This window comes from Mesorhizobium sp. M0088, assembly GCF_040322895.1.
GTDB lineage: Bacteria > Pseudomonadota > Alphaproteobacteria > Rhizobiales > Rhizobiaceae > Mesorhizobium.
In genome coordinates this window covers 21,117-46,632 of the sequence record NZ_JAMYUI010000008.1, presented here as the reverse complement: position 1 = coordinate 46,632, position 25,516 = coordinate 21,117, and the positions used below count along the sequence as shown (strand labels likewise).

At 61.9% G+C, this 25,516-nt stretch carries 18 protein-coding genes; 9 read left to right on the top strand and 9 right to left on the bottom strand.

What is annotated here, in order from left to right; genetic code table 11:
* Positions 1 to 64: 64 nt before the first annotated feature.
* From NKJ67_RS11465 to NKJ67_RS11425, 9 genes are all read right to left on the bottom strand, one after another.
* Positions 65 to 961 (bottom strand): LysR family transcriptional regulator, encoded by an 897-nt coding sequence (locus NKJ67_RS11465; protein WP_027036279.1) that lies wholly within the window; start codon positions 959 to 961, stop codon positions 65 to 67.
* Between the two features lie 125 nt (positions 962 to 1,086).
* Positions 1,087 to 2,586 (bottom strand): sugar ABC transporter ATP-binding protein, encoded by a 1,500-nt coding sequence (locus tag NKJ67_RS11460; RefSeq protein ID WP_352581380.1) that lies wholly within the window; start codon positions 2,584 to 2,586, stop codon positions 1,087 to 1,089.
* Positions 2,587 to 2,589: 3 nt separating this feature from the next.
* A complete protein-coding gene (locus NKJ67_RS11455; RefSeq protein ID WP_352581379.1) occupies positions 2,590 to 3,684 on the bottom strand; it encodes a strictosidine synthase in 1,095 nt (364 codons plus the stop codon).
* The gene (locus NKJ67_RS11450; protein ID WP_127326922.1) at positions 3,681 to 5,798 is read right to left on the bottom strand and encodes an ABC transporter permease; all 2,118 of its coding nucleotides are present in this window, start codon (positions 5,796 to 5,798) and stop codon (positions 3,681 to 3,683) included. The genes NKJ67_RS11455 and NKJ67_RS11450 overlap by 4 nt, the downstream gene beginning before the upstream one ends.
* 12 nt (positions 5,799 to 5,810) lie before the next feature.
* A complete protein-coding gene (locus tag NKJ67_RS11445; RefSeq protein ID WP_127320431.1) occupies positions 5,811 to 6,827 on the bottom strand; it encodes a sugar ABC transporter substrate-binding protein in 1,017 nt (338 codons plus the stop codon).
* Between the two features lie 35 nt (positions 6,828 to 6,862).
* Positions 6,863 to 7,816, bottom strand: coding sequence for an ABC transporter permease (locus NKJ67_RS11440; protein ID WP_245491240.1), 954 nt, complete (start codon positions 7,814 to 7,816; stop codon positions 6,863 to 6,865).
* Positions 7,817 to 8,209: 393 nt separating this feature from the next.
* Entirely contained in the window at positions 8,210 to 9,034 is an 825-nt protein-coding gene (locus tag NKJ67_RS11435; protein ID WP_352581488.1) for an alpha/beta hydrolase, read from the bottom strand.
* A 10-nt stretch (positions 9,035 to 9,044) separates the two neighbouring features.
* Positions 9,045 to 10,526, bottom strand: coding sequence for an NAD-dependent succinate-semialdehyde dehydrogenase (locus NKJ67_RS11430; protein WP_256747165.1), 1,482 nt, complete (start codon positions 10,524 to 10,526; stop codon positions 9,045 to 9,047).
* Between the two features lie 16 nt (positions 10,527 to 10,542).
* Positions 10,543 to 11,769 carry an iron-containing alcohol dehydrogenase gene (locus NKJ67_RS11425; RefSeq protein ID WP_127811197.1) on the bottom strand — a complete coding sequence of 409 codons (1,227 nt, stop codon included), beginning with the start codon at positions 11,767 to 11,769 and terminating at the stop codon, positions 10,543 to 10,545.
* 176 nt (positions 11,770 to 11,945) lie between these two features.
* Here NKJ67_RS11425 and NKJ67_RS11420 point away from each other — a divergent pair, with 176 nt between their 5' ends.
* The 9 genes from NKJ67_RS11420 (at position 11,946) to NKJ67_RS11380 (ending at position 25,480) form a co-directional block, all read left to right on the top strand.
* Entirely contained in the window at positions 11,946 to 12,647 is a 702-nt protein-coding gene (locus NKJ67_RS11420) for a GntR family transcriptional regulator (protein WP_352581378.1), read from the top strand.
* 8 nt (positions 12,648 to 12,655) lie between these two features.
* Positions 12,656 to 14,248 (top strand): sugar ABC transporter ATP-binding protein, encoded by a 1,593-nt coding sequence (locus NKJ67_RS11415; protein WP_352581377.1) that lies wholly within the window; start codon positions 12,656 to 12,658, stop codon positions 14,246 to 14,248.
* Entirely contained in the window at positions 14,236 to 15,234 is a 999-nt protein-coding gene (locus NKJ67_RS11410) for an ABC transporter permease (protein WP_502905199.1), read from the top strand. The genes NKJ67_RS11415 and NKJ67_RS11410 overlap by 13 nt, the downstream gene beginning before the upstream one ends.
* 54 nt (positions 15,235 to 15,288) lie before the next feature.
* Positions 15,289 to 16,239, top strand: a complete 951-nt coding sequence (locus tag NKJ67_RS11405) for a substrate-binding domain-containing protein (RefSeq protein WP_013533130.1) — start codon at positions 15,289 to 15,291, stop codon at positions 16,237 to 16,239.
* A 73-nt stretch (positions 16,240 to 16,312) separates the two neighbouring features.
* Positions 16,313 to 16,906 carry a DJ-1/PfpI family protein gene (locus tag NKJ67_RS11400; RefSeq protein ID WP_013533129.1) on the top strand — a complete coding sequence of 198 codons (594 nt, stop codon included), beginning with the start codon at positions 16,313 to 16,315 and terminating at the stop codon, positions 16,904 to 16,906.
* A gap of 1,424 nt (positions 16,907 to 18,330) precedes the next feature.
* Positions 18,331 to 20,925, top strand: coding sequence for an AMP-binding protein (locus tag NKJ67_RS11395; RefSeq protein WP_352581376.1), 2,595 nt, complete (start codon positions 18,331 to 18,333; stop codon positions 20,923 to 20,925).
* The gene (gene nadE / locus NKJ67_RS11390; RefSeq protein ID WP_281057943.1) at positions 20,922 to 21,905 is read left to right on the top strand and encodes an NAD(+) synthase; all 984 of its coding nucleotides are present in this window, start codon (positions 20,922 to 20,924) and stop codon (positions 21,903 to 21,905) included. Before NKJ67_RS11395 ends, nadE begins: the two co-directional genes overlap by 4 nt.
* Positions 21,906 to 21,908: 3 nt before the next feature.
* Complete coding sequence (gene asnB / locus NKJ67_RS11385) at positions 21,909 to 23,930, top strand: asparagine synthase (glutamine-hydrolyzing) (protein ID WP_352581375.1); 2,022 nt, start codon at positions 21,909 to 21,911, stop codon at positions 23,928 to 23,930.
* On the top strand, positions 23,927 to 25,480 hold the full coding sequence (locus tag NKJ67_RS11380) for a class I adenylate-forming enzyme family protein (RefSeq protein WP_352581374.1): 1,554 nt from the start codon (positions 23,927 to 23,929) through the stop codon (positions 25,478 to 25,480). Before asnB ends, NKJ67_RS11380 begins: the two co-directional genes overlap by 4 nt.
* The last annotated feature ends 36 nt before the right edge of the window (positions 25,481 to 25,516 follow it).

The following is a 25,516-nucleotide window of genomic DNA, read 5'->3' as shown; positions in this document are numbered from 1 at the left end:
GAATGACGGCGTTCCCGCACTATTCTCGGCGCTCGTGCAAGGTGCCTGTCCGAAGGCGCGATGCTCAGTTTGCCAGTTCGCGCAAATTGGTGCGGATGAGGTTCATCAGCTGTTCGGAGAAGGAGTGGTGCACATAGCCCCGCGCGGTGATGATGCCGACGGAGCGGTGGGCGTCGCGATGGTCGATCGGTACCACTCGCATGCGCTCGTCATTGCGCGAAATGGCGATGCCGGGCACCACGCAGACGCCAAGTCCCGAACACACCAGCGCCACCGCCGTCTGTGCGCTTTCGACCTCGTATTGCGGCTTGAGCTCGATGCCTTCCGCCGCCGTCAGCCGATCGACAAGGCCGCGCACGGCGGTTTTGCGGTTGAGCAGGATGAGCGGATAGCGCAGCAGGTCGGAGAGCAGCAGCTTCTTTTCGCCGCCGTATATTTCCGTGGGAATGCAGGCCATCAGCGGATCGTCGAGGATAGACTCGAACTGGAAGTCCGTCAGGTTTGGCAGTTCGGGGCCGATGTAGAACTCGACCTCCTGCTGTTGCAAAAGGCCAAGCGCGGCCTGCGGCGGGCTCTCGATGACCTCGACGATGCTGCGGGGATAGCGCAACTTGAATGTCGCCAGGATATCGCCCAGCCGGCTTGCCGCGAGCGTCGGGGCGCAGGCGATCTGCACCTTGCCCTTGCGCCGAGCGGCGACCTCCGTCAGCCGGTCGAGGCTGGTCTGCACCTGTGACATCACATTGGCGATCTCCTCGAACAGGATCTGGCCTTCCGGCGTCAGGCTTGCACGCTGTGCGGTGCGGATAAACAGCGAGATGCCGATCTGCTCCTCAAGGTCGCGAATCTGCATCGAGACCGCCGACGGCGAACGATTGCTCTCCTCGGCAGCACGACGGAAGCTGCCGTTTTCGGCGGCAAGCAGGAACGTCTGCAGAAGTTTGAGGTTAATGCTGGGCATATCCGCTCGGGCAGGGTGATCTGGCCCTTTGACCTATTCAGACGCGGAACCGATTGCAAGGCAATAGGGCCGGCCAGACATTGGTCCTGGCTTGACCGGCAAAAGTGTCTTCCTTGTCGGGCCGCTCAATGAACAGCGGCGAACATGACGCGTTCTTCGGTGGCCTCCGACAGCATCATCTCCTCGACCACGCGGCCGCGCTTGACCACCAGAATGCGATCCGAAACGGCGAGAATTTCAGGCAGATAGGACGAGATGACAACGACGGCCATGCCTTGCTCGGCGAGATCGCTGATGAGCTGGTGGATCTCGACGATGGCGCCGACGTCGACACCGCGTGTCGGCTCGTCGAAGATCACCAGCCTAGGCTTCTGGATCAGCGATTTGGCGATCACGACCTTTTGCTGGTTACCGCCGGAGAGCTCGATCATCCGGGCTCGGTCGCTGGTCTGCCGCAGGCTCAGACGTTCGCCCCATTCGCGGGCCAGTTGCCTGGCCCGCGCCAGCGACACCATGGAGACGGGATTGGCGCCCTCGGTCAGTTCACCCACTTGAAGGTTCTCGCCCGCGGTCATGGTTTCGAAGAAGCCGTCGACCTTGCGATCCTCGGTGACATAGACGATGCCGTCGCGCACCGCAGGCCTAGGCACCCGATAGCGCACCGACTTGCCGAGCAGGCGGATCTCGCCGCCGTGGAAGATGTTGCGCTTCAACAGTCCGGCGACGACCTTGGCCATTTCGGTCCGGCCGGCGCCGACAAGGCCGAACATGCCGGTGACCTGGCCCGAAAACACCGAGAAGGAAGAGTTGCGCACCAGGCCGGCGCAGGACAGGTTCTCGACCGAAAGCACCTTGTCGCCATAAGGCCGCGCCGTGCGCTTGACGTCGCCATGCAGCGTTTCGGTGAGCGTGCGGCCGACCATGGCCTGCACGATCGAAGCGCGGGTGAAGCCCTTGGCTTCGCCGGACGCGACGATCTCGCCATCGCGCATGACCGTGATGCGGTTAGCGACAGCAAGCGCCTCTTCCAGCGCATGGGTGATGAAGATGACGGCGATGCCCTCCTTCACCAGCCGCTGCAAAAGTTTGAAGAAGTGGCTTTTCTCTTCGGGCGTCAGCGTCGCGGTCGGCTCGTCGAAGATGATGACGCGGGCCTTGTGGTGGACGGCGCGCGCGATCTCCACCATCTGCTTGTGCGCCGCGCCCAGCGTGCTGACCTGCGCGGACGGGTCGACCTGGAAGCCCATGCCGGCGAGGAACTGCCGCGCCTGAATGTAGAGGCCGCGCAACCGGTTGAACATCTTCTCTTCGCCGAGATAGAGATTCTGCGCCACCGTCATGGCCGGCACCAGGTTGGTTTCCTGGAACACCATGGCGATGCCAGCGCGCAGCGCTTCGGCGGGCGTGGCGAAGGACACATCCTTGCCGTCGAAGGTCATCTTGCCCTCGGTCAGCTTGAAGACACCGGCCATGACCTTGGTCAGCGTCGACTTGCCGGCGCCGTTTTCCCCGAGCAGCGCGTGGATTTCGCCCTTGCGCAGGTCGAAATTGACATTCTTGAAGGCCGGAATGCGCGCGAACGCCTTGGCGGCGCCCCTGAGTTCAATGATGTTGGCGTCCGACATCGCTTAGCCTCGCTTGCCACTGGCGGCGCTCGCCACGCGCACGATCCGCGATCCGCCGCGCGAGGCGACCAGAAGGTCATCGCCCAGCTCGCAGGCGCTCAGCGTCCCGTGCACCTTGCCGTCGGCGCGCGAATGGAAACTCGACAGCGGCTTCATGTTCTGGTCGCAAAGGACCACCAGCCCGTAGGACCTTGTCACCGCATATGGCTTCAGCACGTTCATCTGCTTCAACTGGCTGCCTTGCATGGGCTCGCGATAGTCGCGCCATGAGCCGAGCGACGGCGCCATCCAGTAGGCCTCCGGGACTTCCGCCAGCATGCGGGTGCGGTAGGTCTCCTCGCGCAGGATGAACTCCACCAACTGGTTGCGCACGGAATAGAAGGTCAGCCAGTAGCCGGCGTTGAAGGCCGGAGCGATGCGCGCGGGGTAGGCCGGCAGATGCTCCAGCACGGGCAGCGTCGCCTTGGTGGCAAGGTCGATCGCCAGCACGCGGTGGCGCCAGGCCTCCGAGACGTAGATGCGGTTGGAGCCGGTGGTGGCGATGCCGGCCGGCCAGGCCAAGCCATCCCTGATCAGCTCCAGCCGGCCGTTTTTCAGATCGAGCCGCCAGACCGAACCGGATACGCTCTTCCGCATCAGGTCGCGACGCCAACCGCTCGCCGGCACTGAGGCCGAGCCGTTGGCCACCAGCAAGGTGTTGCTGTCGAGGAAGGTGAGAGCGGTGATGCAGGAGAGGCGCCGAGCCTCCTCGCCCGTCGCCTCGCGCCCGTCATGCAGGCCGCCGCGGATGACGACGCCCTTGCCGTCGATGGCCATCGCGGTCATGCCGCGGGCATGGGCGAGTGCTGTGATCTCGCCCGGAAATTCCTGCAAGGTTTCGGCATGGCCGTCGGCGCTAAAGCGCATCAGCCGGTTGGCGCTGCTTGCCAGGAGGCCCTTTTCGGTGCGCACGAGATTGTCGGCCTCGGCGAGGCCGGCGAATTGGCCGGCTTCCTCCAGTCCTTGGTTGGGCAGCAACGGCCCGTCGAGCGTCGGCACGGTCACGGCCCACTCGCCACGGCCGAGAAAGCGGTCAAGAAGCTGGTTCAAACCGCTCATGACTTTTTGCCCCAGTAGGAATCCGAGCTGAACCAGTCGGGATCGACGCCTTTCAGGGGCAAAGTGCCCATGCGGTTGTTGAAGATGCCGCAGAGATAGAGGATGCCCTTGTGCTCGCGCATAGAGGTGATCATCGGATGCTTCTCGCCGGCCTGGTCCCACAGGCTTTCGAGGATCTGGCCGTTTTCGTCGAAGCGCAGCACGCAGCCGGTGTTGAGATTGGGCATCAGCCACGCATCTTCCGATACGCGCCGCGCCATGCGGCGGCGGAAGCCCGGCATTTCAAGCGAGAGATCCAATGCCGGCGTGCGCATGCCCATCAGGGCCAGCCAGTAGGTGCCGTCGGAGGCGCGGTTGATGTTGTCGGGATAGCCGGGCAAGCCCTCGATGACGCGCTCAACCTGGCCCTTCTTCGGGCCATCGAAATAGTAGCGGCTGATGCGGCAGGCCCAGCTTTCGGCGAACAGCACCGACTGGCCGTCGAAGGCCGTGCAGATGCCATTGGGGAAGACGAGGTTCGACAGCAGTGTGCGTGTCGAACCGGATTTGGGATCATGGACGATGATGCGTCCGTTGCCGCGGCTTTCCAGCGCGTCGGCATACCAGTCATGCATCTCGAAGCGCACTGTCGCTTCCGAGAAGACGATGCGGCCGTCCGGCAGGATGTCGCAGTCGTCGGCGAGCTTCATGGTGGAGTCGTCGACCACCGAGGTCAGTGAGCGGTTGGTCTCGGCGGTCAGCAGTTTTACATCCCCGGCCGGCGAGACCTGGTAGAGGCCCATGCCGGCGACGCAGATGACGAGGTTGTCGTCGCGGTCGAAAGCCATGCCGAGCGGCGAGCCGCCAATATGTGCGAACACTTCGCTGTCGGTGTAGTGCGGCGGCTGGAAGCGCAGGATATCGCCTTGGCGGCTGCCGGTGTAGAGGCGGTCCTGCCGGTCGAAGATCACATCTTCCGCGCCGTCGAGAAAGCCGAGGCCGATGACGCCGACGTCCTTCAACCGGTCGTTCACCGCCATCGGCGCGCCGGGCGCGGTCGAGATCGCCTGCGGCATCTTGGCGAAGGTCGGCGAGATGTAGACGCTGCGCAGGATCTTGTGGCGGTTCTTCACCCAGCGTACGTCGAGAAGCACCGACAAGAGCAGCACGATGCCGAGGATCAGGAAATTGACCGGGCCGGGCACGGCCAGCGCAAGCAGGCTGTTCGACAGGACAAGCACGAAAACGGTGCCCATCAGCGCCTTGGCGACCGAGCCGCGCCCGCCGCCGAGCGAGATGCCGCCGAGCACGGTCGCGGTCAACACCTGCAGTTCGAGCCCGGTGCCGATGTCGGAAGCAGCACTGCCGATGCGGGCCGAGAAGAAGAAGCCGGAGAGCGCCACCAGCACCGAGCACAAGACATAGGCGCTGAACAAGATGAAGCGCACATTGATGCCGGCATTGTAGGCAGAGCGCCGCGCGCCGCCGACCGCGAACAGCCGCCAGCCATAGCGGGCGCGCGACAGCACGAGATGGATGATCAGCGCGATGACGACGAAGACCACAAAGGATGTCGGCACGCCCCAGATCGTGCCGAAACCAAGGAAATCATAGGCCGGCGAATCCGAACCGCTGGTGACGATCCGCGTCGAGACCTGCGGGAAGACGATGTCGAAGGTCGAGCGGTAGATGATGAGCGTCACCAGCGTGGTGAGAAAGGCCCGCATGCGCAGGAAGCCAACCAGGAAGCCGTTGATGGCGCCGCAGACGACGCCGAGGCCCAGGCACGCCAACAGGCCGGTACCAAAGCTCCACTGCTCGACATTCATGCCATAGAGCGTGACCAGCACGGCGAGCGCGAAGGTCGACCCGACAGACAGATCGATGCCGCCCGATACCATGACGATGGTCATGCCGAGCACCACCAGGCCAAGCTCGGCGGTCTGGCCGCTGAGATTGGTCAGCGTCGCCAGATCGAAGAAGCCCGGCACGATCGAGCCGAAGATCGCGCACAAAATGACCAGCGCCGTGAAGGGGATGACGCTGTCGATCCACTTCTTGGTCAGGATCTCCCCGACCACGTGGTCGGGGAGCAGGCGGTAGCGCCAGCGCACAAGGCTTTCGGCCATGCTCATCAAGGAAGTCCGTTACTTGAGCTCGTCCAGCTTCCAGCAATTCCTGCCGGTCGCATTGGCCTTGTCGACGCGGGTGATCGGGCCGAAGAAGATGGTCTTCTCGCTGCCCGCTTGCCGCTCGGGCTGCTGCAGCAGCTCGGAAATCTGCTGTGCGGCGATCTCGGCCTGGATCGGGGCATTAAAGTTGAAGATCACGTCGAGCAGCCCGTTCTTGATGCTCTCGCAGCCCGTGGCGCTGCCGGCGCCATTGGTAACGATCGTCACCTGGTCCTGTTTGCCGGCGGCCGCGACGGCGGCGCCTGCGCCGACCTCGGCATTGTCCCAGATGCCCATGATGCCGCACAGGTCCGGATGCTGCTGGAGGACCGTCTCGGTGATCTGGCGGGCCTTTTCGCTCATGTAATCGGCCGGCTGGTCGGAGACGAGCTGCAGCTCGGGATTGGCCTTCAGCACCTCGTCGATGCCGGTGCGCATGTAGATGTTGGCGGCGCCCGTCTGGACACCGGCGAGCCAGACCACCTTGTGCGAGACGGCATTGGGGCCGGTGCAGTGTTTGGCCAGTTCGCCCATTTCGAGACGGCCCATTTCGATCCAGTCGTTGCCTACATAACTGTCGGTCTGGGTGGCCGACTGCATGTTGACTTGCAGCACCTTGATGCCGGCCGCCTGCGCCTGTTTCAACAGGCGTGCGTAGGTCTGGACATCGGGGTTCTGCACGATGATCAGGTCCGGCTTCTCGGCGATGGCGCCCTGCATGGCGCGGATGCCGGCATTGGTGTCGCCGGAGGGATCGCGCACTTCAAGGCTGAAGCCGTAGCGTGCCGCGTGACGCTGCCACACCACCACCCATGCCTGGTTGAGGTCCATGCCCTGTGAGATCGGCACGAAGATGACCTTCTTGCCCTTGAGCGCCTCGAGATACGTGGAGCGGCCGACCTGGTCGGTTTCCTGCGCCGTGGTGATTTTCGCCGCGCCCAGCAGCGCGAGCGCTGTCATGCCCGCGAACAGGCAGTTCTTGAACAATTTCATGTTTCTCCTCCCAGATTTATGTCTCGGTTCTTGTTTCAGATGTCGCCGCTTTGCGAGGTCTGCTCGTCGCGCGGATTGATGATGGCGTCGATCGCCAGCGCGCCCAGCAGGATCACGCTCTTGATCAGGTTCTGGCTGGTGTAGCTGAAGTTCAGGATCGTCATCCCGTTGGTCAGGATGCCGACCAGAATGGTGCCGACGATGACGTTGCGTACGCCGCCCTGGCCACCGGAGAGGCCGATGCCGCCCAACACGACCACCAGCAGCACGTCGTAGATCAGGCTGGAATTGTAGAGGCGGGTGTCGATGCCGGTGACCAGCCCCAGCATGATGATGCCGGCGGTATAGGCAATGAGGGCGCTGATGACATATTGCGTCACGATGATCGGGCGCGTCGGTAGCCCGGTGGTGCGGGCCGCGTTCGGGTTATCGCCAGTGGCATAGACCAGCCGGCCGAAGCGGGTCTTCCTCAGGAAGAAACCCATGAGCGCGGCCACAGCCGCGAAGATGATCACCGACATCGGGATGCTGAAGATGGTTCCGTTGCCGACGAATTTCAGCCAGCCAATATCGGAGGGGGCATAGAGCACGTCGGACGCAAAGACGATGCGGCCAGAGCCGTAGACCGAGGATGCGATGGCAAGGGTGGCGAAGATCGGCGGAATTTCGGCCACTGCCACCATGACGCCGGTGAACAGGCCGATGACCGCGACCAGGATGGCGCCGCACATGATGGCCAGCGTGAAGTCGACGCCCCAGGTGGAGATCCAAATGCTGAAGGCGACGCCGACCACCATCACCGCCACCATGGTCAGGTCGATGCCGCGCCCGACGACGATGAACCCCATGCCGACGGCCAGCGTGCCGAGGATCGAGACATTCTTGAGAATGGCAAGGATGTTGCCTTGACTCAGGAAATTGTTGAGCGTCGCCGAGAACACCAGGAACAGGACGGCCGAGATCGCGCCGACGACGAGTTCCTGGGACATTTTGATGCCCAAGCGCGCGGTGTCGGATTTGCCCGAACCAGCCAAGTCAGTTCCTCCCTCGCTGCCGGTTTGAACCAGCGGCGTGCCAAAGCGGCCTTGCCCCAGGGGCTTTGCCGCGACGACGTTTCCTCCACAGCCCTAAGCCGGCTGCTTGCGTTAAGACCATCGCGACTCAGGGCGGCAGGGGCAATTTCGATTTTCTGATGCGCTGTGCAGTTCGTCAGTGTGGAGAAAGAGGATGAGGAATCGTCGGTTGTGTCCTCTGCCGGATTTCACCTGCCGCTAAGCTCAGTCCGATGCCGGTAGCGTGCCGCGATCCCGTGACGGTACTTTCTTGAGTGACGGGAGTGTCTGGCCCGGCAGTCAAGCGGCTCTGCTTCCCCAGGTTCCGTCCTATAGGCAGTTTCCCTCGATCATCGCCATCAGGCAATCGCCAGATTGTGTGCCGCTGATGCCCAGATCACGCACGCTGTTCATGTGGTTTCGGTCATTCAGGCGGAGGTCGCAGACAAGGTGCCCCTGCGCGCGCAAGCGCTTTCCGAAGTCGGCGGCCTGCTGGTGAAAAGGTGACGTTTCCTGATCTCCGACGAGAATGGTCGCTGCCGTCTCCGGGTCATGCCACCGCGTCATTGGGGTGAAGGCGGCTGCCTCCTCATCGGTAATTCCGATTAGCGGCTGGAGGAAGGACGTCTGAAGGGGCTTGAGGTCGTAAAGGCCGCCTAGCAGCAGCGCCGCACGTATGCGCGATGGCATTGGCGTCTTTTCGAACAGGAATGTGGCCAGGTGTGCGCCCGCCGAATGACCACTTACGCTTAGCCGGGCCGGGTCACCGCCATGAGCGGCTATATTGTCCAGCACCCATTGTTTGGCGCGCCGGACCTGGGCGACGATTGCCGCCATCCTGAATTCGGGCATCAGCGCATAGTCGACGATGACGGCGATCGCCCCAGCTTTGGTGACTGTGTTCGCTACATACGAATAGTCGCTCCTGGAGAACATGCGCCAGTAGCCACCATGGATGAAGATGTGCACGGGAAGGTCCCTGCGCTCGCCGGGCGGAAAGAAGAGGTCCAACCTTTCGGCCTTGCCCTCGCCATAGGCGATATCAGCCGACATCGGTAGGGTAGCCCGGGTTTCGGCGCTGCGGCTTACTATGTCGGCCACGATATCGTCAAAGTCGGCCACATGGTCGCGCGTGCGGAAAGGGTCGTTTGACATGACTGCCGGTTCAGAAGGTGACGGCAATATATTTAGCCTCCATGAACTCGGCGATGCCGTGGTGCTGGCCGCCTTCGCGGCCAAGGCCACTCTGCTTGACGCCTCCGAATGGTGCGGCCGGATCCGACATCAGTCCTCGGTTGAGACCGATCATGCCGGCCTCGATCCCCGACGCCACCCGCATGCCGCGTCCAATATCGCGTGTGTATATATAAGCGGCCAGGCCATATTCCGTGTTGTTAGCATGTGCGATCGCCTCGGCCTCGGTGTCGAAGCGTGTGATGGGTGCCACCGGGCCGAAAATCTCCTCGTGCGCCATCTCCGCATCGGGCGGCACATCGGACAGCACTGTGGGCGGATAGAAGAACCCTTCTTCCTCCGAAATCGCCCCGCCGCAAAGCACCTTGGCCCCCCGGCCCACGGCGTCCTTGACCAGGCGGTCGATCTTGTCGACAGCCTTTCTGGTGATCATCGGCCCGCATTCTGTGTCTGCATTCGGTCCCGCTCCCACCTTAAGTGCCGCCATGCGCTTGCGGAGCCCGTCGGCAAAAGCATCATAAATTCCCGATTGTACATAGAGGCGATTGGCGGCGGTGCAGGCTTCGCCGGCGTTGCGCATCTTGGCGATCATCGCGCCGTCGAGGGCGGCGTCGAGTTCGGCATCGTCGAAGACGACAAACGGGGCATTGCCGCCGAGTTCCATCGAACACGAAATGACATGCTTTGAAGCCTCGCCGAGCAAGGTTCGGCCGACACCCGTCGACCCCGTGAAGGACAGTTTCCTGACGCGTGGATCGGCGAGCATGGCCGAAGTCAGCGGCCCGGGACTGGTCGTGGTCAGCACGTTGACGACGCCGGCAGGCACGCCGGCTTCGCTGTAGAGTGCCGCCAGCGCATAGGCCGTCAGCGGTGTTTCACTTGCCGGCTTCAGGACGACAGTGCAGCCTGCCGCCAGCGCCGGCGCGATCTTGCGGGTCGCCATAGCGGCCGGAAAATTCCACGGTGTGATCAGCACGCAAATTCCGATCGGCTCATAATCGACCACGATGCGATTGCTGCCGGAGGGCGCGGTGCCGAACTCACCGGTGATGCGGACCGCTTCCTCAGCATTCCAACGGAAGAACTCGGCGGCGTACGCCACTTCGCCGCGCGCGTCGCGCAGCGCCTTGCCATTCTCCAGGGAGATCAGCATGGCAAGCGTTTCGGAGCGTTCGACCATGAGCTCAAAACAGCGCCGAAGGATTTCCGAGCGTTTGCGCGGCGCAGTTTCCCGCCATCCCTTAGCTGCTTTGGCCGCGGCCGCGACGGCGGCGGTGGCGTCCTCGACCGTCGCATCGGGAACCGCCGCGATCACCGCCCCGGAGGAGGGATCGACGACATCGATGAGCCGACCGTCGGAGGACGGCCGCCAAGTGCCGTCGATGTAAAGTCCGTGCGAAAAACCGCGCACGTCATAGCCATCCTGGTCGAGTTGCTGAGCCTTCAAATTCATCGCTTTGTTCCGTTCTTCACATAACGCAGGCGGCGAGGTCGCCGTCATGGGCAGCCTGGACGAGGCGTCGCATCGTGCCGAGATCGAAGGCACGCGGATTGTTCTTGATCAGGCGGTCGATGCCGAGCGCTTGCTCGGCGGTCCAGTCAAGCTTGTCGGCGGGGAGGCCCAAATCCGCCAGTGTCGGCGTAATACCGATCGCCGCGAACAATCGCCTGATCTCCTCGATTGTGGCGGCTGCCATCTCGGCGGCGGTTCTGGCCTTGGTCTCCAAGCCAAGTGCCGCGCCGATCTCTGCCATCTCGTGAGCGGCGACGCGGCTGTTATAGGTCATCACGTAAGGCATCATTGTCGCCACGCCCAAACCATGGGCGGTGTGGGTGAGGGCGCCTGCCGGGTATTGCACGGCATGCGCCGCCGCCGTGCCGGCGGTGCCGAATGCGCAGCCCGCCGCCAGCGCGCCCATCATGACATCGGCGCGCGCGTCGGCATCGGTGCCGTCGCTGCAGGCTTTCTCCAGGCTCCGACCAAGCAGTTTTATCGCGAGCAACGCGAAATGGTCGGTCAGCGCAGTCTTGCCGATGAAGACATGCTGTTGCGGCAGATTGGGGTCTTCACCGCGCCGCATGGCGGTGAAGGCCTCGATCGCATGGGTCAGCGCGTCAGCGCCGGCGATCGCGGTCAGGCCAGGGGGGCAGGTCATAGTCAGTTCGGGATCGCACAGAGCGACTGCGGCGATAAGGTGAGGGCTCGATATGCCGACCTTGAGCGTCCGGTCCGGGTCGGAAATCACCGCGACCGGCGTCACCTCGGAGCCGGTGCCGGCCGTGGTGGGCACGGCGATCAGCGGCAGTGTCGGACCCGGCACCTTGAACTCCCCGTAATAGTCCTGGAGCTTGCCGCCATGGCTGAGAAGCAGCGTGGTGCATTTGGCGAAATCGAGACAGCTGCCGCCGCCGATGCCGATCACCATGTCCGGTCTGAACCCCTTCGCTTCCTCGACACAGATGCCGACCGTGTCGCGTGGCACGTCGGGCAGAACGCGGTCATGCACAAGGACTTCGATCGAAGCCGACTGAAGGGACTTGATGATGTCGGCGAATACCGCTGTGCCCGCGAAGCGCTCATCGGTGCAGACCAGCGCACGTCGGCCGAACCGGGCGGCGACCGTCGGCAGCACATGGCGCTGCCCTTTCCCGAACAGGATTTCACGCGGCAACCGCAGGGCGGCGAAGAGGGTCATGATCGGTCCTTTGACGGCGGCTGACTGGAAACGGAGGCATTGAACTGGGCTTGGGATCGGACGGTCTAAGAACGTGTCTCTCGCCCCAAAACAATATCCGCTTTAAATCGTATAGGATATAGGATTGCATCGACGAGACCATCGTGTTAGCAGTCCTCACTGTCAAGAGGCAAAATATGCAGACCGCAAACTTACCCGACCCAAGCGACGCCACCATTGGAGTTGGTCGCATCCAGCGCGCCAACAGTCTCGTCGAAGATGTATATGAAGCCATCTTCGCGCAGTTGATGGCGCTGAAGATCCCGCCAGGCTCACGTATTACAGTCGACAGCCTGGTCAAGGAATTCAACGTCTCGCACACGCCGATCCGCGAAGCCCTTGGCCGGCTCGAAGGCGAAGGTCTGGTGCTCAAGACGCATTTGATCGGTTATCGTGCCGCGCCCCAGATCACCCGGCGCCGTTTCGACGAATTATACGAGATGCGTCTGCTGCTCGAACCGCATGGCGCGGCAAAGGCCGCCGCAATGATGGACGAGGCCAAGCTCAATCTGTTGCTCGAAGCCGCCGGCGTGATGTCACGCCGCGAAGGCAAGGATGATCGCGTACGCTATTCGAACTTCGCCAGGCAGGATGCGATCTTCCACGACAAGATCTTGGAGTTTTCTCAAAACGAACTCATCCGCGAGACGTTGAGCCACCAGCACACGCACTTCCACATCTTCCGCCTGATGTTTCATGCACGTGTGACCGAAGAGGCACTTGACGAACACGAGGCGATTCTTGCCGCGTTCGGCTCTGCCGATCCCGATGCCGCCGCAAAGGCGATGCGCATCCATATAGAGCACTCGCGCGATCGCCTGCTCCCGGCATTCGATTGAGGGAACGGATGTCCATTGCCGCGAATATCGCCGGGGAGGGCGGGAGCACGTTGTCCAGCAATGCGCATGGTTCGCTCGAACCGGTGCTGCGCGCCCAGCAATTGTCCAAGCAATACGGCCCGGTGACGGTGTTGTCGGACGTCACCCTAGACGTCCTGCCCGGTGAGATCCACGCCATCATTGGCGAGAACGGTGCCGGCAAGTCGACGTTGATGCGGCTGCTGTCCGGCTATGTCGAGCCAAGCCACGGCACATTGTCGATGAACGGACATGCGGTGAAATTTGCCAAGCCCAGCCAGGCACAGGATGCCGGTATCGCTTTGGTTTACCAGGAGATCCTGCTCACCGAGGGGCTCACGGTCACCGACAATCTGTTTCTCGGGCGAGAGCTTTCGCGTGGCCTTGTCGTGGATGACCGCACCATGCGCCGGCTGGCGGCCGAGAAACTGGCGCAGATCGGCTGCGCGGTCTCGCCAAGGGCACTGGTGCGCGACGTCTCGCTGGCAGACCGGCAGATGGTGCAGATCGCTCGCGCTCTGCTTGACGACTATAAATTGGTTATCTTCGACGAGCCGACCGCCGTTCTGACCGGTGGCGAGGTCGAGCGCCTGCTGGAGATCGTCCTGCGACTGAAGGCTCACGGCATCGCCGTGCTGTATATCAGCCACCGGTTGGACGAGGTGCAACGGGTGGCCGACAAGGTGACCGTTCTGCGCGACGGCAAGATGGTCGGCACCTATCCCGGCAAGACGCTGAGCCAGATGGATATGGCGCGGCTGATGGTCGGTCGCGAACTAGCCGCACTCTATCCTGAAAGGACCGCAGCGCCTTCGGATGTACCGATGCTGAGCGTGAGGAACGCCTCCGTTCCCGGCTATGCGGAGGACGTGTCGTTCACGGTTCACAAAGGCGAGATCCTCGGGTTCGCCGGCATGGTCGGCGCTGGCCGAACCGAACTCTTCGAGGGCATTATCGGCCTGCGCCCGGCGGCCGCCAAGGTCGAACTTGAGGGCAAGTCGATCCATTTCCAATCGCCGCGCGCGGCGATCGACGCCGGCGTCGGTTACCTGACCGAGGATCGCAAGGGCAAGGGACTGCTGCTGCAGGAGCGCCTGGCGCCTAACCTGACGCTGTCGGCGCTCGGTGTGTTCCATCCCGGCCTCTCGATGGGGCGGCGCCGCGAAGCGGAGGCCCTGGAACAGGCCGTGGAGGCATATGACATCAGGCTGAAGAGCCTCGGCGCCAAAGCGGGCCAGCTTTCCGGGGGCAATCAGCAGAAGCTGCTGCTGGCGAAGGTGCTGCTGACCGATCCATCGGTGGTCATTATCGACGAGCCCACGCGTGGCATCGACATCGCCAACAAGGCGCAGATCTATGCCTTCATCCAGGAGCTTGTGGCCAAGGGCAAGGCCTGCATCGTCATCTCTTCGGAGATGCAGGAACTGATCGGCATCTGCGACCGCATCCTGGTGATGCGCGAAGGCCGCATCACCGGCGAGGTCAGTGGCGCCGAAATGACCGAAAGCAATGTGGCGGTACTGGCGACCAGTGGCCCCAAGCCAGGGCCAAAAGCCAAGGGAGGCACAGAATGGCTGTCATGACCGAATCCGCACCCAGGCGTCGCCCCCTCGATCTCAACATCAGTTGGACCGACATCGGGCCCTTTCTTGCGCTGGCAGCTCTGCTGGTGGTCGGTTACCTCATCAACCCCGATTTCCTGTCCGCCACCAACCTCGCCAACGTCATCACCCGCAGCGCCTTCATCGCCATTATCGCGGTCGGCGCGACTTTTGTGATCTCGTCCGGGGGGCTCGATCTTTCCGTCGGCTCGATGGCCGCCTTCATCACCGGCATCACCATCATGTTCATGAACGCGGTGGCGCCGCATGCCGGCATCTGGGCTATTCCCGCCGGTATGGCGGTGGCGATCCTGGTCGGACTGCTGTGCGGGCTTGCCAACGGCCTCATCGTCACGGTCGGCAGGATCGAACCATTTATCGCCACGCTGGGCACGATGGGGATTTTCCGGGCGCTGATAACCTATCTGACCGACGGCGGCACGATACCGATCGACCGGTCGCTGCGCGAGGCCTACCGGCCTGTCTATTTCGGCACGGTTGCCGGCATCCCGGTTCCAATCCTCATATCCGTCGCCGTCGCCGCGGTCGCATCCTTCATCCTGTACAAAATGAAATACGGCCGTAAATGCGCGGCGGTCGGCGCCAATGAGGATGTCGCCCGCTATTCCGGCATCTCGGTGATCAGGACACGGACCGTCGCCTATATCGTCCAGGGTGTCTGCGTGGCGATTGCCGCGATCTGCTACGTGCCGCGCCTGGGCGCCGCAACGCCGACGACCGGACAGCTTTGGGAACTGCAGGTCATCACAGCCGTGGTGATTGGCGGCACCGCATTGCGCGGCGGCAAGGGCCATGTGTGGGGAACAGTCGCCGGCGCCGTCATCCTGGAGCTCATCGCCAACCTCATGGTGCTGTCGGACTTCGTCTCGGAATACCTCGTTGCCGCTGTTCAGGGCGTCATCATCATTATCGCCATGCTCATCCAGCGGTTTTCGAATTCGAAATAGCGCCGCGTCCGGACCACGCGGATTAACGTTCTTGTAGGTCCAAGGGAGAAGACAATGTTCAGTAGAAAATGGATTGCGGCGGCGACACTGGGCGCGCTGCTGCTGGCCGGCCAGGCCATGGCGCAAGATAAGAAGGTCATCGCGGTGTCGATACCGGCAGCTGACCACGGTTGGACGGCGGGCATCGTCTATCACGCGCAAGCGGCGGCCAAGGAAATCAACGCCGCGTTCCCGAACGTCGAAGTGGTCGTGAAGACGTCGCCGTCCGCGGCGGAGCAGGTCAGCGCGCTTGAGGACCTGTCGGCCAGCCGCAAGCTGGATGCTTTGGTGATCCTGCCTTACAGCTCGGAAGAGCTGACCCAGCCGGTCAAGGCTATCAAGGACATGGGCACGTTCATCACCGTCGTCGATCGCGGTCTGACGGACGCCTCCGTCCAGGATCTTTACCTCGCCGGCGACAATATCGCGGTCGGCACCAACACAGCCAAGTTCATGATCGACAAGCTCGGCGGCAAGGGCGACGTCGTTGTGCTGCGCGGCATTCCGACCGTCATCGACGACGAGCGCATCAAGGGCTTTCAAGACACGATCAAGGGCACTGATCTGAAAGTCCTCGACATCCAGTACGCGCATTGGAACAGCGACGAAGCCTTCAAGCTGATGCAGGACTATTTGGCCAAGTACCCCCATATCGATGCGGTGTGGGCCAATGACGACGACATGCTGCTTGGCGTGCTCGAGGCGGTCAAGCAGTCGGGCCGGACCGATATCAAGCTGGCGCTCGGTGGCAACGGCATGAAGGACATCGTCAAGAAAGTGATCGACGGCGACGCCATGACGCCGGTCGAGACGCCATATCCGCCGTCGATGATCAAGACCGCGATCTACATGACCGTCGCCAACCTGATCGGCCAGGCACCTGTCCGTGGCACCGTCAAGCTCGACGCGCCGTTGATCACCCAGGCCAACGCCAAGGAATACTATTTCCCGGACTCGCCATTCTGACCCTACCCGATTTCACCGAAAGGCAGGGCGCGGTCTGCGCCTTGCGTTGCTCAAAACACAGAGAGGAAGAGCCATGCCAGGCAAAAAAATACTGATGCTGACCGGTGAGTTCACCGAAGAATACGAGATCTTTGTCTATCAGCAGGCGATGGAAGCCGTCGGTCACACCATCCACGTGGTATGCCCGGACAAGAACGCCGGAGATCTGATCAAGACCTCGCTGCACGACTTCGAGGGCGACCAGACCTACACTGAAAAGCTCGGCCACTATGCGCTGATCAACAAGACTTTCTCGGAAGCCGAGAGGCAGCTCGATCAATATCATGCCGTCTACTGCGCGGGCGGCCGCGGCCCGGAATACATCCGCACCGACAAGCGCGTGCAGGCGATCGTGCGTCATTTCCACGAGGCCAAGAAGCCGATCTTCACCATTTGTCACGGTGTGCAGATCCTGATCGCTGTCGACGGCGTGGTGCGTGGCAAGAAGGTCGCAGCACTCGGCGCCTGCGAGCCTGAGGTGACACTGGCGGGTGGCACCTATATCGACCTGTCGCCGACCGAGGCCTATGTGGACGGGACAATGGTTTCGGCCAAAGGCTGGACGGCGCTTGCTGCGTTCATCCGCGAATGTTTGAAGGTGCTGGGAACGGAAATCCGCCACGCATAAGCTTCTGGAACCGACGCATTCGCCAAGGGATGCGTCGGTTCCCTTCAACAGCGCTTCCATATCCATCAATTCGGTCGGGATCGCGGCTCCCGAGCGCACCGATATAGGCGAGATGCTCAGGGATTGCCGCCTGGTTGCGCTGCTTTCGTCCTGCCTGTGCCGGCGCGCGGCGTTGTTTCAGCGTCCGGATTAGGGGTCGTGTCGTCGACCGTGCGGCCCGTCGTCGCCCCGAGCGATCACGCTCGGTGCCGAGGTCCGGTAAACAAGTTCTCATAAAACCTTCTGACAACCGTTCGATCGGCGCTCAGGCGCACGCCACCAGAAATCGGGTGCGCTTGAGTTCAGTCCTGCGCCAGTGAATCTGGCATCGCGGACAACCCCAAATGGTTTCCCGGCGTCCGGGGTTGGTCATCGGCCTGACGAAAAGAACGGCGTCTAGGAACGATTTGGGCCGGCTGTCGTTGCCTAACATTAGGTATCCCTTATGGATGTTGCGAAATGCCGCTGTGTCAGAATCTATGCCCTCTTGAAATGACGTTCAAATGTCCGCGCTGCGGATTGGCTTTGCTGAAACCCGGGCGCTGGTTCCAGGTTGCATCGAAATATCGCTGCGAGGGCTGTCACAGCGAGATCCGGATTACCTATCCCGACAAGATTGCACTGTTCCAGAAGCATGCGGCGCAGCGCGAGGCTCCACCTCCGCCAAAGCATAGCTCAGTCCTGACCAAATCATTCAGCGGCTAGGCCATGGTCCTGCCAGGGGCGGCGGGGCGACTGAACGCTGACTGCCGGCGGCAGGTTGCCTGTTGCATGGAACGAAATCCGTTCCCTGCGGTTGGAAGGTCATGCCTCCAGCTACACGCAATTGAACCGGCCATGCCCTGCAGTCAGGAGCAGTGATGCAAACATACCTGGTAGAGCAAATGGAAGGGGACGACGTGGTTGCGGCGAGTAATGTCAATGCGTCCAGCCCGTTCACGGCGGCGACTATATCAACAGGACGCCAGGTTACCCTGCGGACATGGGAAAACAACTGGGTTCGTGTCACGGATGAGCTTGGAGGGGAAGTATTCGCATACTGCTTCGTTTCAGGCACTGGCGGAGCGGACCGCAGCGCACAGCCCGACACTTCGGTAAGGTAGCACAGCCGAGCGAGCGCAGGCTGGCATGCTCAACTTCGAACGATTTAAGCGATCAAGACTGCCTCGCGCATCATCCGAATGATTGATGAAAAGATCATGCCGCGGGGCGATAAGCGGCAACAATCCTAGCGTGGGGCCCTTATGTCTCTGGCGCATTTAGAATCTTCGAGGGCGATTCAAACGGTGCAGGCTGACTACCAAGCGGTGGTCTCTTGTCGATGGTCAAAAGTTCCCGATCATGCTCTTGACGAGGGCGGGCCCGTTCTACGTCTGCATCAACGGATGGGAACTGGCTTCGTCGATATTCCGGTCTTTGATCACCTGAGGGAAATCGCCGGGCGTTATTCCGAGAAATTAGCCGCCAGCGACGGCACCAACCGACTGACCTATTCCGAGCTTTTTCGGGCGGTCGAGGCCTTGGCCAGCCGGATTGAAGCCGTCGTTCCCGACGGAAATGCGGTTGGAATACTTCAGGCCAACTCGGTCTGGTACACCGTTGCCATGCTGGCCAGCATGGCATCCGGTCGACCGTCGGTGCCGCTTAACGTGCGAGATCCGGACTCGCGCATCAACGAAATCGTCGCCGACGCGAGGCTCTCCGCCATAATTGGCGACAAAGGCCTCCACGGCCTTGATCTGCCCCAGCACGTTGCCCGGATCGATATAGCGCAATCGTTGCAGGCAACGCTTCGTCCAGCTGGACACCGTACCGTTTCTGTCGATGCACCGGCAATCGTGCTTTATACCTCCGGCAGCACGGGCCGCCCCAAGGGAATTGTCAACAGCCAGCGGAGCTTGCTGTGCCGGGTGCAGCAATATGTCGACGCGTGCCACATCAATGCGCAGGATGTTTTCCTGCCCCTGACCGGCCCGGCAACCATCGCCGGTTGTCGGGAAATACTTGCCGCTCTTCTTACGGGTGCTACGTTGCAGCTTGTGGAGGTCGAAGCCGTCGGCCTGCGCGCGGTTCGCGGCCGCATGCAATCGGAAGGCGTGACGATCACCTATCTGGTGCCGGCATTGCTTCGCGCTCTCCTGGCGGATGAGCCCGCGGACGCCTTTGGTTCACTCAGGGTTGCCCGAATTGGAGGCGAGAAGGTGTCCTCGGCCGACATCCGCCTGGTGCGCAAGGCTGTCCCGCCAACTTGCCTGGTGCAGATCGGCTATTCATCGACGGAAACGACTGGATCGCAGTGGTTCTTGCCGCACGATTGGCCGGAATTCGATTCCTCAGCTCCCGTCGGTTGGCTGCTTCCGGGTATCAGCTTCGCGATTGTCGATGAAGAGGGTTACCCGGTTCAGCCCGGCAAGATCGGAGAACTGTTGATCAGAAGCCCGTATGTCGCACTCGGATATTGGGAAAACGGGGCAGTCGTTCCGTTTGAAATAGATCCCGACGACCAGACGCTTCGTATCTTTGCGACGGGCGATCTTGTGCAAATTGGGAGTGATGGCCTGTTGCGGATCATCGGTCGCAAAGGGCGCCAGATAAAGGTCAATGGGCGGCGCGTTGAGCCGGCCGAACTCGAACGGGTTCTGCGTGGCGCGCCGTCGGTGAAGGATGCCGTGGTTATCGTCACCCCGGCGAATGAACTGGTTGCGTTCGCCGTCCCGCACGGCGGGGCGGGAGCCAGTTTTTGCGACGAGCTGCGCCAACTTGCCAGGACAAAATTGCCGCCGGCGCTTTGCCCGCTGCGGCTCCATGCAAGCGCCGAGATACCGCGACTGGCCAGCGGAAAGATCGATATGGCAATGCTGGCTGCAATCGACCTTTCGGTTCGGGAAACAACGCCCCCACCGCAAATCGCCCATGCGGGAAATGAAGTTCCTGCTCATCAGATAGTACGGCGTGCCTGGACCAAGGTCCTTAAGACGCGGGTCGCCTTGGGGTGCTGGGATGAAGCGGGGGGAGATTCGCTTAAGCTGCTCCATTGCGTGATGGAAATCGAAAGCGCGATCGGGCAGGAGCTCGGATTGGAAGCCTTCACGGTTGGAATGAGCTTCGATGAGATGGTTGCAGCGGTCATTTCCGCTCAACGAGGCGGAGAGCACGCGCCCGCCTGGAAACACGAGCCTCCGCTGCTTTTCCTTTTCCCCGGGTCGGTCGGCTATGGTCCGAGCCTTGCTTCGTTCGCATCGGCAATAAGCAAGGTCGCCAGGGTATCTCCCATCAGATATCCGGCCCTGGGCACGATCCTGCAAGGTCAGAACACTGTCGCCGCAATGGTCGAAGCTGCAATCGATCATATCAACCGCGTGCAGCCGACCGGCTGTGTTCGCCTGCTTGGCCACTCGCTCGGAGGAGCGGTCGCTTTTGAGGTTGCCGCGCGTCTGCTTGATCAAGGGCGAGCGGTAGCGTTCACGGGCATTCTGGATACCAGTCTGGTTGGCGAGCGCAGCAAGCGTTGGGAGACCATTACCCGGACATTTCACCGGATCCGAACCAATCGTATATCGGCTAGTCGGGTGGCGTGCCGCGCGCTTGCCAAGGTCGCGGTCAAAATGCACTGCGAATCCCGGCTTGCCAGCTTCCTCGACCGCTATGCCGAGGGTCAGTTCAACCCGACGAGCTTCAGAACCAAACTGGAACTGCAGGAGGTTCTGCGGGCGCGCGCCTTCTTCCAATGGCTGGCAGAACCCAGGCCGATACTGCCGATCACCGGCACCTTGTTCCGTTGCGCGCGGCCCGGAATGCCGCTTGCACTCGGGTGGGACCGGGCATTCGTCCATCTGGACGTCATTCCGATCGCCGGCACTCACATCGACATGGTCGTGGAGCCCCATCTGACCATCAATCGCCCGCTCATCGAAAACGCTGTGACCGAGACCTACTCTTCAGTCGAGTCACGCCAACAGGAGGCAGTGTCATCGACCTGATCGGGGAATTCAGCAGCGATGTGCTGGCGCTCGATGCCCGGCTGGAGATCGATCGCATCGTCGAGACTTTGCGCGAACAGGTTCTCGGCACACAACGGCGTCGCGGAGTGGTCGTCGGGCTCTCCGGAGGCATCGACAGTTCGGTCGTCGCAACGCTTTGCGCACGGGCGTTCGGGAAGGACAAGGTGCTCGGCCTGTTCATGCCGGAGCGCCATTCGTCAGGCGACTCGTTGAGGCTTGGCCGCAGCGTCGCCGGGCAGCTTGGCATCGACACAATCCTTGAAGATATCGAGCCGGCGCTTGAAGGCATCGGCGCATACGCCCGACAGATCGAGGCCATCCGAACTGCCGTCCCTGGATATGGCGAAGGCTGGAGATGCAAGCTGGTCATGACGTCGGTGCTGGAGAGCAGCGGCCTCAATATCACGCGCCTTACGGTCGAGGATCCGCACGGAAAGATCGACACCGTGCGTCTGTCGCCGGCGGCTTACCTGCAGATCGTCGCTGCCACCAACTACAAGCAGCGGGTTCGCAAGATGACCGAGTATTATCATGCGGACCGCCTCAACTATGCAGTGGCAGGCACGCCAAACCGGCTCGAATATGACCAGGGCTTCTTCGTCAAACAGGGCGACGGCGTCGCCGATGTGATGCCTATCGTCCATCTCTACAAGACCCAGGTTTACCAGCTGGCGGAATATCTCGGCATTGACAAGGAGGTGCGAACAAGGCCGCCGACCACGGACACGTTTTCCATGGCGCAAACCCAGGAGGAGTTCTACTTCGCCTTGCCCTATCAGCTGATGGATTTGTGCCTCTACGGCATGAATCACGGAATTTCGGCCGGCGTGGTTGCCGCCGCCGCCGGCCTCACTGCCGCGCAAGTCGAGAAGGTCTATAAGGATATCGTCAGCAAACGCCGCGCCGCCCGCTATCTTCACGCACGGCCGCAGCTGCCCGCTGCGATGGACAGGGATTGACCCATGTGCGGCATCGCCGGAATTGTGGCGCTGAACGCGGCTGCGGAGCCTCCTTCACGAGCCGCGCTTCTACGAATGGCAGCCGCGCTCTCCCATCGCGGTCCGGACGAAAGCGGCCTTTACCGCGACAGGCGAGCGGGGCTGGCGCATACCCGCCTGTCGGTCATCGATCTCTCGACCGGACAGCAGCCTCTCGCCGACACAGGCAATACCACCTGGATCGTCTTCAACGGCGAGATCTTCAATTACGTCGAGCTGCGTGACCAACTCATAGTCCTGGGACATCGTTTCCGCACCCGCAGCGATACGGAGGTCGTCGTGCATGCCTACCGCGCCTGGGGTGTGGGCGCGTTCGAGCGGCTGAACGGGCAATGGGCACTCGCCATTTGGGACTCGCTGACAGGCCGCCTCGTCCTGTCGCGCGATCGGTTCGGCATCTGCCCGCTGCATTTGTGCGAACACGCTGGCCGCCTGCATTTCGCCAGCGAAGTTAAGGCCATCTTCGCAGCCGACCCGGCGATACCGCGGGCCTTCGATCCGGCGGGGGTCGACCAGACTTTCACGCTGTGGACGGTCGTACCGCCGCAAGGCGTATTTCAGGGGATACAGGAACTTACCCCCGGCCATGTCCGCATCTACGACAATGGCAGCGTTCGTGAGCACGCTTTCTGGAAACCTTGCTATCCCGAGAGCGAGGACCTGGCCCATGGCACCTTCAGGGGCTCGCTGGAGGATGCGGTGGACGAAGTGCGCGGCGCCTTGCAGGCCGCGACGGCGCTTAGAATGGTCAAGGCGGACGTGCCGGTCGGCTGCTACCTTTCCGGCGGGCTCGACAGCTCACTTGTCGCCATGCTCGGGAGGCGCTTCGCCGGCGCGCCGCTCCAGACTTTCTCGTTGCGTTTTGCTGACGCCGAATATGATGAAACCCGTTACCAGCGGCTGGTTGCCGGTGCGAGCGGCGGCGAGCACCACGAGGTGATGGTTTCGCGCGGTGACATCGCCGACATCTTCCCGGATGTGATCCGTCATGCCGAGCGTCCGATTCTCAGGACCGCGCCGGCGCCGTTGTTCCTTCTCTCGAGGCTGGTGCGCGAACATGGCATCAAGGTCGTGCTGACCGGCGAGGGGGCCGACGAGATGTTCGCCGGCTACGACCTGTTCCGTGAAGGCAAGGTCCGCCGCTTCTGGGGGCGGCAGCCCGCATCCGCCCGACGCGCGCGACTGCTGGAACGCCTGTATCCTTATCTGAGCCGCTCGCCGGTCAAGCAGCAGGCGATGGCGCGCCAGTTCTTCGGACACGGTCTCCATGCATATAGTGCGCCCGGCTTCGCGCATGATACCCGCTGGCGCACCACCAGCGCCATCAAACGGCTGTTCTCGGCCGACATGCACGCCGAAGCGGCGCGCTACAACGCAGTGGCGGACCTGCTCGCCCGCCTGCCCGAAGAGTTCCAACGATGGGGTCCTCTCGCGCAGGACCAGTATCTTGAGATCAGGACGCTGATGTCGGGCTACCTGCTCTCCTCTCAGGGTGACAGGATGCTGATGGCTCACTCCGTCGAAGGGCGTTTCCCGTTCCTGGACGACAAGCTCGTGGCCTTGGCGAATTCGCTTCCGGCCGACTACAAGCTGCGCATTCTGGATGAGAAACACGTGCTGAAGCGTGTGGCGAAATCGATCGTGCCCGAGGAAGTCGTGGCTCGCAAGAAGCAACCCTACCGGGCGCCCAACGCACTTTGCTTTATGGGCGATAGCGCACCCGCCTATGTCCGCGAAGCACTCTCTGAGACTGCCCTGCGCGCGGCGAATGTCTTTGATCCGAACTCGGTCGCGCGCCTGCTGGACAAATGCGCTGCCAAGACCGGCGATGGCGATCTGTCCAACTCGGACAACATGGCGTTGGTCGGCGTGCTGTCGACGCAGCTCCTCCATCAGCAGTTTGTCGCAAGCCGTCCATCAAGCGGGCGTGCGGTCGACCTCAGGATAGATGTCGATCGCCTGCACAGGGAAGAGGTGCTGGTATGATGCATGGCGCCGTCCCTCTGCTGCACGACTACCTCAGCCATTCGGCCGGCCGGCTCGGCGACAAGGTGGCGCTGGTGTGCGGCGGGCACCGGCTCGCCTATGATGAGCTTGAGACACGTTCCAACGCGGTCGCCCATCATCTCGTCACGTCCGGGGTCGCCCCCGGTGACCGCGTCATGATCTTCGCCGACAACACCGTCGAGACCGTGGTCAGCTTCTGGGCGGTTCTCAAGGCGAGCGCCGTTGTGTGCATCGTCAATCCGCTCACCAAGAGCGACAAGCTGGGGTATTTGCTCAACGATTGCCTGCCGGCAGCATTGATCACCGACAAACATTTGCAGGCAATCTTTACTGAACCGGCGCGTAACTGTCCGTCGCTGCGGCGGCTCATCGTCTCCGGTCCGATGGACGTCGCCGACCTCCGGGGATTGCCGCATGCCGTGCGCTGGGATGAGGCGGCTGCCGGCCACGGCAAAGCGCCGGCCCGCCGCCGCATCGATATCGATCTCGCAGCCATCATCTACACGTCGGGCTCGACCGGCGAACCCAAAGGCGTGATGCTGACGCACAGGAACATGATGGCAGCCTGCACGTCGATTGCCTCGTACCTCGAACTTGGCGAAGACGATGTGATCCTCAATGTCTTGCCCCTGGCCTTCGACTACGGCCTCTATCAGATGATAATGGCATTCCGTACCGGGGCGCGCTTGGTCCTCGAGCGCTCGTTTGCCTTCCCCGCACAGATACTTGCGATCATCGAAAGGGAGAGAGTTACAGGCTTTCCCGGCGTGCCAACCATCTTTGCCGCGCTGTCGGATCTCAAGACGCTGAAGGCAGATGATTTTGCAAGCATAAGGTATGTCACGAACACTGCCGCGGCACTGCCGCTCAAGCACATTCGCCTGCTCCAGGAACTGTTTGCCGATGCTCGCATCTATTCGATGTACGGCCTGACCGAATGCAAACGCTGCACCTATCTTCCGCCGGAAGATCTTGCGCGAAAACCGTTGAGCGTGGGGATCGCCATCCCGAACACCGAAATGTGGATTGTCGATGAGGATGACCGAAGGGTCGGTCCCAATGTCGTCGGCCAGCTGGTCATTCGCGGGGCAACGGTCATGAAGGGCTACTGGGGTAAGCCGGAGGCTACCGCGAGGAAGCTCAAGCCTGGCCCTTTGCCCGGCGAGCAGGTTCTGTACACCGGCGACTACTGCCGAATGGACGAGGAAGGCTACCTCTATTTTGTCGGCCGCAGCGATGAGATCATAAAATCGCGGGGAGAAAAGGTGGCGCCCAGGGAAGTCGAAAACGTGCTGATGGAAATCCCGGGAGTACGGGAAGCCGCGGTCGTTGGAGTTCCCGACGACCTGCTAGGGCAAGCAGTGAAAGCGTTTGTCGTCATGGAGCAAGGAACGATCATGGGCGAAAAGCAGCTGCGGATGGAATGTCAGAAGCGGCTGGAAAACTTCATGATTCCGAAGTCCATCCAGATTGTGTCCAGTCTACCGATGACGGACACGGGCAAGCTCAAGAAAATAGCGCTTTCATAAAGCGACACCTGGAAATCATTTGGATCGGAGGCCAAT